We start from the raw sequence: 12,995 nt of genomic DNA on the forward strand, positions 1-12,995 counted from the left end.
TAGGCGCTGTCGGCTCGCACGCGGCCCACTGCGTGTCGTGCGCCGATGATCAGGGTCGCGTGGTGACGTCACGTCTTGTTCTGGTCGACTCGGCTCGCCGTACAGCGGCCGGCGCAATCAGGCCTGCCCCGAGCAGCGCCAGACCCACTGCTAACCAACCGACTCGACCTACTTCGAGACACAGTACAGTCAGTAATGCGGGACCGATGGAGTCGGACAACCGCATGCCGACGCTGAAGACACCGAGATACTGGCCGATCACGTGCGGTGGTGCCAGTGAGTTGGAAACCTCGAACCGTCCGGCTGTTTGCCACAACTCTCCGACACTCAATGTCACGACCCCGGCCGCCAGCACAAGTATCGCGATCCAACCCGATCCTCCAGCCGAGAACCCAAAGATCACGCACGCGGCCAGGAAGGCCCAACCGGACCGACGCAGGGCCACGCCGCCGGACCGCGGGTTGTCGATCGAGCGACTGAACATTACCTGACATGTGACGACAATGACGGTGTTCAGGACGAGTGTGCCAGGAGCTGTCCACCTCGGCGCGAAGGTGTGCTCAATGATCCAGAGCGGGATGATCACATTCAGAATCCGGAACTGGAGCGAAAGGACCGCATCCAACCCCATCAACGCAAGATACGGACGGTCCTTCAGCGCAATCCAGCGTTCGGCACGTGAACCAGCGCGGACAGCCGGAGCAAGATGTGGAAGTTTGCGAACCATAGCGGCCGCACCGAGAAGGCACATGCTGCTGATGACGATCAGCACGCGATAAGAGGCGGGGGAGTCCATCTGCACCGCAACAGCGGACAATCCCGCTCCACCGGCGGCCCCGAAGTTGAAGACCGACTTTGCGTATGCCCGGCACTGCGCAACCTTCTCGCAGACGATCCTGTTGATGATGGGCCCGACAACGACCATCGACGCCGATCGTCCAGTTGCGGAGACCACCACGACCGCGACATAGATCAGAAAGTTTTGCACCGCAAGGAAACCCAGTGTCGCGCCGGCAGCGGCAAGTAGATTCGCCACCAGAACCACCTTCGGACCATATTGGTCCGACAGTCGACCCGCGAAGACGCTGGTGCCGATACCGACAGCGCCGGCGAGACTCAGGCCCAGGCCGACCGCGGTGGCCGGAATCCCTATGATCCGGTTGAAATAGAGCGCCCCGGATGCCATGAATATCCCGCTGGAAACGGAGATGGCCAGTACGACGAGCATCAACGTGCGCTGAGGACCGGCAGTCGGCACCGGTGCGGGGAAGAAATGCACGATGACTTCCTGATATGAGAGCGGCGTGCTATGAAGCTGCGGATTCGACTGGCGCGCAATGCATCCGGAATTCGGCGGCGGTGTGCTGTATGGAAGCCATGACGTCCGCGCTCGACGTACCGAGGAATCGCAAAGTCGCACCGACATTGATGTAGCCAGCGGTTTCGGAGATCACTGATCCAGGCTCTGGGATGTCCCCGCCGTACGGGGCCGACCACTCCGTCGGCCGGAGGCTCAGGTGCGTTCCCAGGACTCGGCAGGGTATCGGCACGGAGGGACGTATCACGAGCCATCCGCCGATCTCGTCGCCAAGCGGGGCTGCTGCAGGATCCCTGCCGAGTTGGATATCCAACGAGGCGCCGAGTAGGTCATAACCGTGCACATCCCGCCAGATATAGGCGATCTCAGCCCCGCCGACCCTCGCTGCAATCTCGAGGAATTGAATTCGAGGTGTGCCATCCTGCTCGCTGCCCAGGAAGAACTCGAGGTGGAACACCTGTGGTCGGCCTTTGCTCAGGGTCATGCACACCGATTCGGTGAACGCGCCGAGGCGCAAGACCAAGTCGCGGTCATCGATTTCGACGGAGCCGAGTCTGGTGCCGCCAGCGGCAAAGTCGAGGCAGGTGTTCAGGTACCGGGACGCACGCCATGGACCGAGCTCGGTCCCCAGCCACACTCCGTCGACGTGCCCCACATCGTCGGGACAGAAGTGTTGCACCAGGTACGGCTGTGAATCCAAATCCGGCAACTCGGCCAGATCATTCGGGGCGTTCAGCTGAACGATCCCACGGGCGCCCGCGCCCAGTGTGGGCTTGATGATCAGCGGGAATCCGTGTACAGCGGCGAACGACTCGACGGCAGCGCGGTCGGCCGCGCAGGCGAATTCGGGAATCGGGATACCCGCGCCTGAGATCGCCTCGCACATCACGAGCTTGTCCCGGAAGGGCAGCACATGCTCGGGGTAGTTACCTTGGATGCCGAACTCCACCCGTAGGTCGGCCGCGGTCAGTAAGTCGTGCTCGCTTCGTGCGACGATGCGTTCCGGAATGCCGAACCGATTTGCAAGTTCCCGTATTGCGCCCGGCGCTGCAGCGAAGTCGTCCAGCACAACGACTTCGGCCGCGCCTTCGGGAACCGTGAGCATCGACGCTTTCCTTGTGACGTAGGAGACGGCATAGTGGTCGTGGTCGATACGATCCGCGAAGGGCATCGCGATGGCAGGCGCACGATGCAGCACGGTTACATGTGGTTTCATGATCTTCCTCGAATCTGTATCCGCATGTGCTGTGTCACGTTCGGTAACCCGCGAAGGTCAGCTGGTCGCGCGGTGTGTATTCCAGGCGAAGGGCGGCGACCGTGCGCCGGATCTTTTCCGCTACAACCGCACTGCTCGGACCGGAGAACCGAAACCGGGGACCGACATGCTCATCTCTGGAACCGGCCGGAATCTCCGCTCCCGGACTCGGCATTACTTGTGCGTATGGACCGGCCCCGGCGGGAAGGTCGAGTTCGGCGGTAACGACTGTGCACGGCCTTGATACTTGGATCGGCACAACCAACCATCCGCCTATGGCCTCGTCATCGAGCGATGCCAGCTGCGCAGGACGGCCGAGCTGGAGATCGGTGGCTACGGCAAAAAGGTCGCGGTTGTGGACCTCTTGCCAGACGGCGGGTATCTCGGTACCGCCGACTCGGGCGCCGATCTCAAGGAACCTGACTCGCGGTGTGCGGTCATCGTGGCGGCCGATGAAGAATTCGAGGTGGAAGATGAGCGGTTTCGAACTGAGCGCGTTGAAGAGGTTGTGTGCGAACTTCCCTACGGCGGCGAGCAACGACATGTCATCGATTTCCACCGATGCCTTGGGTCGGCCGGATAGATACTCTGCTGGTGGAGCCAAATACCGCGAGGCGCGCCAAGCGCCCAGACGGCATCCGGTCCACAAGCCATCGATATGGCCGACCGGATCTGGACAGAATGTCTGCACCAACCGCGGTTCGGTTGCCGGGCTCTCCAGACTGTTCAAGTCCGCTTCTGAGCCCAGCTTGACGAAGCCGCGACTGCCCGCACCCAGACGCGGCTTCACGACGATTGGCCACCCGTGTCGGGCCGCGAACTCGAGGATCGCTGTCTTGTCTGGTGCATCGGCGAAAGCTGGCAGCGCAATGCCGGATGCGGCAACCTTTTCCGCCATCCGTAGCTTGTCGCGGAAGTGCCTGATATCGCCGAATCGGTCTCCGGGAAGGCGGAAATAGTCCCGAAGTCTCGCCGCGGTGTCGAGGTCTGATTCACTTAACGCGAGAATCCGCTCGGGGCAGCCGCAGAGCCTTGTCAGATCAATAGCGGCTGCTAATACCGCCGAAGTATCGCTGGTCCGGTCCACCACCACTGTGGCGGCAGCAGCTCGCGGCACCGCCTCCGACGCCCACTCGGTGCAGACGTAGCTCACGAGATTTCGCTCGTGATCGATGTACTCGGTGTAGTTCACCGGCCTATCACGCCAACGGCTGATCACCAGAATGTGAGGTTTCATTGCCAACTCTGGAACCCTTGTCAGGGGAATTCATCCCGAACCACATTGGATCCGCCTTTCGGTCGGTCGAGGGGTCGGTCGGCTGAAGGCTTTTCGTTAACCACTACTAAGTTGCGTGCGTTTGTCATGCGAACAGTACCTGCGTGTGGATTACTGCCTCGCCCGCGATCTTCCCACCGGTGGCAATTCTCCTGTCGGACCATCCGAGTGCATCGGCATCCTCGCCACACCGCTCTTCCATTTCAGCGATGGCTCGGCTGATCGGCTGATCGGGTGATCGGCCAAGTCCGCTGAAGCAAGTTCTGTAATGGCGATACGGCAAGGGAACGAAGGTTATTGGAGAACGCAAATTTCCACCCCGACATATGTAACGTTGTACAGTGGACCGTTGGCAAGCGGCCCGTCGCATACGATAACGCGAGCCGACCTCAAAGCGGGCCCAACTCGTGCGCCCTAGGGTGCGTCTCCCTAGCCTGAGCCATTCGACGACGAGTGCCAGGACGAGTCCGGCTCTATAGCCGGGATCTTTTGTGGGGTTGGTGTGTCGGCCTGATCGGGTTCGGGTTGATGGTTTGCGGTTGGTTCGGCTGCAAGCGGCATGAAGCTGGGCCCGTTCAGCGGTTTGGCTGAGGGGTCCACGGGGCCCGGTGTGGTCGGTCCTTCGCAAGGGATGGTTTCTGCTGTTCAGCCGGGTTGCAGGCGGGCCACCGCGGTCAGGATCAGGTCGGTCTGGGACTTGTGAGCCGAGAACCGAAGGTGGGCTCGGCAAGGACCGAAACGTCAACGGGCGCAGGTACACCGCGCTCTATCGCGACGACGCACGAAGATCAGCACAGCAGCCAGCGCCGGTGGGGTCGGCTGTCGGCAGTGGCGCATCTGGCGTCGACGGTGGCATAGCCGCGCTCAACGGAACGGCACACACAACATCGACAGCAGGACGGTGTTTTCCCAATGGCCACCGGCACGTGGACGACGAGGTGCACCAGTTCTGGAACGATCGGGGTCCGCGACACTGCGGTGTCGCTGTACTGACACAAGCTGTATGAGCTGATGTCGGCGTACTGGCCAACAGCCGACCGGGATACGGACAAAGCTGTTGCAAGCACGTGCGAACGAGGAACTGGCGCGATACCGCGCAGAACAGGCCGCTGCCGCGGTCGGCATTCGCGATCAAGATCAATCCGATAAAGACGTTGCTGAGCTACTCGAAATCACGACAAGGCAAGCGCGGCAACTGATCGCCGCTGCTCGGGCAGCCAACAGTGTCAACAACCCATCCGACAACCCTGGCCACGGTATTCGGACAAAGGTCACGCCCGCTTCGACTCCTGGAGGGGACTCCCCGCCAACGAGTGAAGTCGAGGCGCCGCCAGGGCCGCCCGTTACAGACTGAGTCGGAATCATGATCGTGGCATGTCGAAGACGCGACTCTCGGCCAACAGCATCGCCGCTTACACGTTCACATAGTTTCCGGCGTTCCAGACATACCAGCGAAAATGCTCCGGAACGAAGCCCTGCCGAGCAGGGATGTTCGGTGCGGGCGATACCGGCCAGAACACCGCGAAGCAGCGATGGCAGTAGAAGGCCCGAACTCCACACGGCATGAGCTGCAGGCCGCCCACGCACGATTCTGTTGTTGCGGCGAGCCCTCCCGATCGCGATCCAGAAGAGCAAGGCTGACGGCGTAGCCAACGCACCGAGAAGTGTGGCAGCAGCAAAGAGTGACACCACTAACCCGACATCATCGGGCTCCAGAACTGCAAAAGACGTCGGTACCAACGCGATGAGGGCCGGGACGAGGAGGAAAAGCCCAATGGCGTTGGGTCGACCGACCGGCCGTTGCGACGGTGCGGGGGACAGGCTTCGTGCCAGTGCGGTTGTCCGCGTCCGTTTGACCGTCGTCGTACCCAGCACCGGACCATTACAAAAGTTTCACCTGTTTAATGTAACGCTGCTTAACGGCTCGTCAGTAGTGGCCTTAGCGTCGGTGATGCGGCGCTCGTCCTTACCGCGATCCGATCCCTGACGCGGCGGCCGGTGTGACCGTGTTCGGGACGCGTGTGCGGACGAGGGCCAGGACCGACAACGCGCTGATCGCCGTCGCCAGGGTCACCGCTGCTCGCATCCCGTCACTTCCATAGGAGGACGCGGACCACAAGAGCGTAGCCAGGGCGGGCCCCAGGGCGAATCCCATGGTGCGGGCAAGACTGGTTGAGGAACCCGTCGTCGCGAGCAGGGCCGTAGGTGCGTTGGTCATCGCCATCGCCATATTGGGAGCGTTGAACAGGCCGCTGCCGCATCCGGCCAGGAACAGTCGCCAGGTCAGATCGTTGACATCCCACGTACTGTCCATCGGCAGGAGAAGCGCCAGGCCGACGGTGAACATGGCCGCGCCCAGAATGGCGGTCCGCCGGCTACCCCACCAATCGCCGAGGAAGCCGCCGATCGGCCCCGTCACGGCCATGCCTGCCGGGAAGAGCAGGATCGTGGCGCCCATGGCTGTCACGGATATGTCCATTTCCCGTTGCATGAAGTACGGCGTGATGAAGAAGACGGTGCCGATGGCCGTCGCGGCCCCGAGGAGTGAGAGATGCGGTCCGACCTCCCCCGGCGCGCGGAGCAGGCCGCGGACGGCGCCGCTGCCGGGCATGCGCAGCCACACGAGCAGCAATGGCACCGGGACGAGCGCAAGCAACATCCACACCGGCCCGGCGCTGGCTGTGAACGTGAGCGCGAGCAGGAACGCGGCGACAGCGGCGCTGAGCAGCAAAGCCTCGGCGAACCACGCCCGATCCGGTGCCCGCAACGGCCGGTCAGACGGCAGGAAACGCAGTCCGACTGCCATGACAAGGACACTCACCGGAACGTTGACGAAGAAGATCCACGACCAGCCGAGTTCGTCGACGATCACGCCGCCGAGTCCCGGCCCGCTGATGAGCCCGAGCGGGCCGAGGGTTGTTATCAACCCCATCGCCCTGCCGCGCGCCTGCGGGCGCACGGCTGTCGTGGCCAACGCCGGAACCAGCGAGAAGAGTAGCGCGCCGGACGTGCCCTGGAGTAGCCGCGCGCCGATCAGCCAGGTGAGATTAGGCGAGAACCCAGCAACGACGCTCGCGAGAGCGAAACCGGTAAGTGAGAATATCAAGGCGGGACGCCGCCCCACGGTATCCAACCAGCGGCCAGTAGGCAGTGCCAGTCCGGCGAGCGGCAGCAAGTAGGCGAGCACAACCCATTCGGTGGCGTTGGTGCCGATCCCGAGGTCACGCTCGATCGCAGGCAACGCGACGTTGACAATGCTCATGTCCACCGATGCCATGAAGACCGCCAGGCTGGCGCCGATCACCAGCCACCACTGGTCCTTTTCCGTGCCACCTTGTGTTCCGGCGCCCGTGGGACGGTCGGTCTCGCCTACCACGTCATAACCTCCCTGGGATCGACGGCCACAGCTCTAGCTCTTCGTCAACGGTGATGCGGGGAACTGGTTCAGCCGCACCTAAGGATACATCAAATGGACTTGTTCAATCAAATTGTTTTGTTCTATTGAGACGTCGTGAACTATCACCCCGCAGGTTGGAACAGTTCGACGACGTTGCCGAAGGATCCTCCAAGAGGATCTGCTGGCCGCCAGGGCCGCTGACGATGTCGTTGCGGAAGGTGAGGCCGACCGCGCGCAGTCGGTCCACTTCCGCGGAGATGTCTGCTACCACGAGTGGATGCGGTTCCATCCACCTGACGTCGGTTTGGTGCCATCCGGCGTCGGTCGGCCCGCTCAGCAGGAGGCGAGGATTGCCGCGCCGGACATCGGCGAACGCCGGTGCTGCGCTCATTCTGAGGATGAACCCGAGGTTCTCGGTGTTAGAGCTCGATCGCCGCGGCTACGTCGTCGACCATGTACCGAACGTTTACCATCTCTGCAAGGTCTTCGGCCATCGCTAGTTCCTCTCGACGCTCGTTGCGGCGCTATCGATCGCCTGCAGCAGGAAGTGGATACGCGTCTTCAGTTCGTTCGCCGCATGTGCAAACGGCGGATAGTCAGATCCGTCGACCGCAGGTTCGGCCGCCGGATCCGGCATGCTCCAGTGCGCCACGACAGCCGTCGCCGGGAACTCCACGCACGCTTCGCGGGCGCGGTCACAGAGGCTTATCACGTAGTCGAACCGCTGGTCGGCAAACACGCTCACGTGTTTGGGATGACGGCCACCGATGTCGATGCCGTGTTCATGCATGACACGCACCGCGTTGGGATGCACGGGTTTCGGTCGAGTGCCGGCGCTGGCGGCTACGACCCGAGCGCCGCCGAGCCGCTCCAACAGCGCCTCGGCCATTTGGGAGCGGGAACTGTTGCCGGTGCACAGGAATAGCACCCGTACAGGTGGCCGCGACTGCCTGCCGGGGCTTGCCATCGGTGGCGTCGGGACCGTCGGGACCAGTCGCAGGCCAGGGTGCAGGGCCGCGCCAGCCTCGGCCAACTCGTCGCGACACGCGACGAGATCGAGGCTGTAATAAGCGTCCCGCTTATCGGCCGAGCTCCGCCGCATCCGCACCAGCCCGCCGTCACGAAGTTGGCCGAGATGGTAGGACGTCAGACTCTGTCGCTGGCCGATCAGTTTCGTCAGTTCGCGAACTTGCCGATCACTAGCCGCCAGCTCGCTCAGCAACTGCCACCGCACTGGATGCCCGGTCAGGCGCAAGACATCGGGCGGAGTTGTCGGAGTTTTTCGGGACTTGGTGTGAGTCACAGTTCTACAATACATCAAACAGTTTAGTTTGATTAGGCAGGATTGTGGCTCCATCTCATCCCCGGCGAGGCTGAGTCCGACGTCGGCGGTACGTCCCCAGTGGTGGGAACATGCGAGAAACGTGCGGAGGGAAACAATCGGATCGAAAGTACAACTGTGCGAAAGCTGAACTCGACAGGGCCGAGATGATCGTGCGTCGATGGGCCGACTCCGCAGTACGCCTGGTCGCTGTTGTCGGCCGAAATCGACGTAGAGACCTGGGTGAAACACAAAAACCACACGCCCACAGGCGCCTTCAAGGTTTGCGGCGGTATTATCTATGCCAGTCCGGCGTGGATCGGCATCGGTTTGGTCACCGCCACTACTGGAAACCACGGGCAGAGCATCGCTTTTGCCAGCCGGTCGGGTGAGGTCGCAGTCCCATCGGTACTGCCATGTCGCCGAAACTGCCGCGAACTCTGATGCGACCAGGGGATCCGGAGCGGTCGGCTGGTTGAACATCCAGAACCAGCAAGTGATGGTCAGGCACGGTAAGGGTGACGGTGCCTGCGCGGTCATCGGACGATGCGGACCAGCCTGGCCCCAGCAGCTCGTGCTGGACGAGGCGCGTGACGCGGCTGAAGAGCTCGGACTGGTTCATCAGGCAAACATCCTTTCGATGGTCATGAAGTCTGGCGAGGACGGAATCGCGGCAACCAACTCCGTGGAGATGAGGTCGTTGAACTGGCATAGGGACGAACTCCTTCCAGGTGAGAACTGAAAAGCCGGGGGCTGGGCAGCTGTGGGCGTGCGCCGCAGGCAATGGGCCAGGTAGGTTCTGGGCTTGGGTCAGCGTTGGAGTCGCGCACGCGGGTCAATTTGCGAAAGTCGAGTTCCGGTGCCGTTTTAGCGGCACAAATGGGCCGGTATGCTGGTGGGCGGGAGAATCAGGCGGGCGGCTTGATCAGGAGATCCGTCATGCCAACCCCCGGCTCGACACCCTCACCGCGTCCGCGGCACCACCCCGACGTTCACGAACGACTGGAACGGAACCGTGAACGAGTGCGAGCACGCCGTGCTCGGGCACGACAGCGCGAGAAGTCCATTACCGCAGCAGTCAAGCAGTACGTGGCGGCATGGGCGGCCATCAGCGAGTGTGAAAGCAAGCGGGATCGCGAAATCGCGAACTACCAGAGGCAGATACAAAAGCTAGAAGTATGCGCAAACGAGGAACTGGCTAGATACCACGCCGAGCAGGCGGCTGCCGCAGCCGCCCTTCGCGAGGAAGGCCAGACCGACGACGACGTCGCTGAGCTGCTCGAAATCACACCGAGGCAAGCCCGGCGCCTGCTGGCTGCCGCGCGCACAGCGGATGCGGCTTTGACGACAACGGACACGACGCCAAGCTCCGGAGTCGAGCAGCCAATCGCGACAGTCGCCAAGGCGAAGGCAAGCGACGATGGGGATAGGACAGATCTCGCCGGTGATTCGGAAGGCGAACCGCGAATGTAACCGGTGGTTTGAGAATTCGGCGCGGGTAGTCGGTCAGCCGACGTAGCCGCCTACGTTCAACACGTGCTGACGAAAGTGTTGGGGAGCGAACGCTTTCCGCGCGGGGACGTCCGATCTCGGAGAGCGGGACCAGTACGCCACACCGCAGCGATGGCAGTAGTAGCCAGCACTCTAAACAGCGTGCGCCGCACGCCGTCCCCGCCAGATTCTGCTGTTATAGCGGCTCCGGCCGTACGCGATCCCCAGCATCAGTACCACACCATCGGACCGAGCGCGGCGAGAGTCGGAAGCAGGAGCAGGATGCCGCAAAGAATCAAACGGCCCGTCGGCCGCAGATGGGGTTCAGGTGCCACGCTTCTGGCTAGCGCTGTCGTGTGAGTCCGTTCGCCTGACGATGCGCCGAGCACCGGTACCAACCCAGCCGACGTGACAGCAAATCGGTGCTGAGATCGTTGCTGTAGCTAGTGGACACGCCATGTGCGTGGAGTGGTGCTTCCACATTCTGGACGGCATCGATCCGATGGCAGAGCGGACATGAGATGCCGGTATCCATACGAGAGTCCCCCTTCTGAGCAGCAGGTCGGCTGTGCTCATGTTCGGCGATTTGGGTTCATCGCGGGCGTTCGTGAGTGTCTCGGCGGTGCGCAAGAAGGGATCGAATACAAGTGGTGAAATGAAGACGGGCAGCGCGCGTTCGTCTGCGAATCCATGGGCCTGACGGCACCGCCCAGAGGGATTAACTCCAGCGGAGGCCCCACACGTAGAATCCAGATCGGCGGACGGTACATAGATCTAGAGGGAAACTGGTTCCCCGGGGAGTTCGTAATCCCGGCAGTCCCAATTATGATCCAGGAGCAGCGAACGCGACGTACATACCTTGGCCCAAAGAAATCCCGCTGCCGTGGAGGGAGTAAGCATGTCAATTCAAACAGCTGATTTCCTCGCCTTGCTGAGAGCGTTGCTTGATCAGAAAGCATCAGGTCGTGCCAGAGCGAGCGACGATGCAACCGACTGGGTCAACGGATACTCTGATCGACAAGCCGAGACGTTGGTCGCCGTGTTGCTCTGGCTTGCCGAGCATGAATCGGACCAAAACGCGCTCGAAGCCGAACTGCACGCTGCGACGGAAATCGTTGAGAATAGGGACGTTGACCCAAGAATACTACGGGAAGCAAGAGCGCTGGATCCGAGCAAGATCACCATTGCTACCAGTGAATATTACAACTATCTTATTTCTCTCGCTAAGGCCTCTTAGTGGCGTAAAGAGTGGTGCTGCACTGAGATGGGAAGCCGGGGGTGGTAGGCGAGGCATCGAATAGGCGTACCGTCTTGCATGCGGTGCAGCACTGGTTGCGAGGACGCGGAGTCGTGAGCTTCCTCTGCCTACGGCCCAATTTCGAGCTGCGTTAGCTGGTGAAGTAGGTGTGCGTATTGGTCGTGTCCCCCTCCGGACACGACCATTACGCACACGGGTGGTGGTGGCTGAACTTCAGCCACCACCATCCGTGTTTCGTGGTTATAGGTCATCTTGAGGCCCAGCTGTCGGTAGACCTCGAGCTTGTCGGCGGGATCGGCGGCTCGCAGGATCTTGATGAGGCCGCCAAAGGACTTGACTAGCTGGCGAATCTCGTTGCGGCTCAATATAGGACGAGCCTTGGTTTCTGCTTCCATTGCTGTCAGCTGTGCGGCGGCGACCTCTCGTTCGGATTGGACTTGCCGGGTCCAGGTGGCGATCAGTTGAGGGTCGGTGCCGGCTTCGAGCGCAGCGCGGTAGCTGTTGAGTTTGCGGTCGTAGTCGGCCAGTGACTGCCGGATAGCGCGCATGGAGGCGACTGCTGCGTTGCTGTCGGGTTGGGCGCTTTCGAGCATGGTGAGAGATTGTTCGATCTGATCGCGGCGAAAGACTTGGGCGAGCCAAATGTCGATGGGGTCGATGATTTGTTCTTCTCGCACGTAAACCACTGTCGGGTGGTCGATCTTGTTGGCGATGGCGTACTCGGCGGGGAAGCGGCATCGGTAGTGGGCTTGTCGTGGTTCCAGTTGCCTTGCATCCGTCGTCCGCAGGTTTCGTGGGTGAGTAGTCCTTTGAAGGCGTAAGGGTGTTGGCGGCGGACTTTGCTGCGGACTGATCGCCGGTTTCGGGCGGCGAGGCGCAGTTGGGTTTGTTCGAAGGTTTCTTTGCTGATGAGTGCTTCGTGTGCTGGTTGGTCGGAGTGGACCCAGTCTTTGGTGGGGTTCCATGTGAGTCGGGTTTGATGGCCCAGGGCTACGTCGTTGACGTCGATGAGGGATTCCTGTTTGCGTTGTTTGTTCCAGACTTCGTGCCCGGTGTAGCGCGCATTGGTGAGTATCACGCGCACTGCGCTTTTGGACCATGCGACTCCGGACCGGTGTTGGTTGCGCTTGCGGTCATAAGCCGAAGGGCAGGGGATGTCTTCCGCGGTGAGGTGTTGGGCGATGGCGTAGATCCCGAATCCGTTGAGGTACTCACGAAAGATGCGTTGGACGACCGGCGCTGTTGTGGGGTCGGGTTCGAGGATGTGGAGGCGTTTGCCGTCGGCGGCTTTGCCGGGGTGGGGGTGGGGTCCGGCGTCGGCGAGCCGGTATCCGTAAGGTGGTCGGCCGCCCAGGTAGCGTCCTTCGACTCGAGCTTGGGCGGCCATGGCAGCGCGGACGCGGATTTTGATGCGGTTGCGTTCGCCTTTGGACATGCCGCCGAACACCGACATGATCAGTTCGTGTGCTTCGGACTCGGGATCGATGGGGCCACCGACCTCGGGGACCCACAACTGCACGCTGTAGTGAACGAAGACGGGGAACGTGAGTCCGAACTGGTTGCCGTAGAAGGCGCGTTGGGGTTCGCCGATGACGACCGCGTCGAACCCGCGGTCGGGGCGTGCGAGCATGTCGAGTAACCGTGAGGCTTGCGGGCGGCGTTTCCATGGAATCGATCGG

Annotated in this window: 9 protein-coding genes and 2 pseudogenes; 3 read left to right on the plus strand and 8 right to left on the minus strand. The window is 61.9% G+C overall.

What is annotated here, in order from left to right:
- Nucleotides 1–49: 49 nt before the first annotated feature.
- From KV110_RS17670 to KV110_RS17695, 6 genes are all read right to left on the minus strand, one after another.
- Nucleotides 50–1,279 carry an MFS transporter gene (locus KV110_RS17670; RefSeq protein ID WP_218477361.1) on the minus strand — a complete coding sequence of 410 codons (1,230 nt, stop codon included), beginning with the start codon at nt 1,277–1,279 and terminating at the stop codon, nt 50–52.
- 28 nt (nt 1,280–1,307) lie between these two features.
- Nucleotides 1,308–2,534 (minus strand): ATP-grasp domain-containing protein, encoded by a 1,227-nt coding sequence (locus tag KV110_RS17675; RefSeq protein WP_218477362.1) that lies wholly within the window; start codon nt 2,532–2,534, stop codon nt 1,308–1,310.
- A gap of 34 nt (nt 2,535–2,568) precedes the next feature.
- Nucleotides 2,569–3,765, minus strand: coding sequence for an ATP-grasp domain-containing protein (locus KV110_RS17680; RefSeq protein ID WP_218477363.1), 1,197 nt, complete (start codon nt 3,763–3,765; stop codon nt 2,569–2,571).
- A 2,050-nt stretch (nt 3,766–5,815) separates the two neighbouring features.
- Nucleotides 5,816–7,225, minus strand: coding sequence for an MFS transporter (locus KV110_RS17685; RefSeq protein WP_218477364.1), 1,410 nt, complete (start codon nt 7,223–7,225; stop codon nt 5,816–5,818).
- Nucleotides 7,226–7,328: 103 nt separating this feature from the next.
- Nucleotides 7,329–7,637, minus strand: a complete 309-nt coding sequence (locus tag KV110_RS17690) for a glyoxalase/bleomycin resistance/dioxygenase family protein (RefSeq protein WP_246634608.1) — start codon at nt 7,635–7,637, stop codon at nt 7,329–7,331.
- 105 nt (nt 7,638–7,742) lie between these two features.
- On the minus strand, nt 7,743–8,549 hold the full coding sequence (locus tag KV110_RS17695) for an arsenate reductase/protein-tyrosine-phosphatase family protein (RefSeq protein WP_246634609.1): 807 nt from the start codon (nt 8,547–8,549) through the stop codon (nt 7,743–7,745).
- 213 nt (nt 8,550–8,762) lie between these two features.
- On the opposite strand from KV110_RS17695, the pseudogene KV110_RS42080 reads away from it, so the two are divergent.
- The 3 genes and pseudogenes from KV110_RS42080 to KV110_RS17710 all read left to right on the plus strand — a co-directional run.
- A pseudogene (locus KV110_RS42080) lies at nt 8,763–9,011 on the plus strand (pyridoxal-phosphate dependent enzyme); the annotation flags it as partial.
- A gap of 579 nt (nt 9,012–9,590) precedes the next feature.
- Nucleotides 9,591–10,040, plus strand: a complete 450-nt coding sequence (locus KV110_RS17705; RefSeq protein WP_218477368.1) for a hypothetical protein — start codon at nt 9,591–9,593, stop codon at nt 10,038–10,040.
- A 916-nt stretch (nt 10,041–10,956) separates the two neighbouring features.
- Nucleotides 10,957–11,295, plus strand: coding sequence for a hypothetical protein (locus KV110_RS17710; protein ID WP_218477370.1), 339 nt, complete (start codon nt 10,957–10,959; stop codon nt 11,293–11,295).
- Between the two features lie 128 nt (nt 11,296–11,423).
- Here the strand turns inward: KV110_RS17710 and KV110_RS17715 are convergent, their stop codons facing one another.
- Both KV110_RS17715 and KV110_RS41525 read right to left on the minus strand, forming a co-directional pair.
- A complete protein-coding gene (locus KV110_RS17715; protein ID WP_218479566.1) occupies nt 11,424–11,993 on the minus strand; it encodes a hypothetical protein in 570 nt (189 codons plus the stop codon).
- 248 nt (nt 11,994–12,241) lie between these two features.
- A pseudogene (locus tag KV110_RS41525) lies at nt 12,242–12,946 on the minus strand (recombinase family protein); the annotation flags it as partial.
- Nucleotides 12,947–12,995: the final 49 nt, after the last annotated feature.

This window comes from Nocardia iowensis, assembly GCF_019222765.1.
Lineage (GTDB): Bacteria > Actinomycetota > Actinomycetes > Mycobacteriales > Mycobacteriaceae > Nocardia > Nocardia iowensis.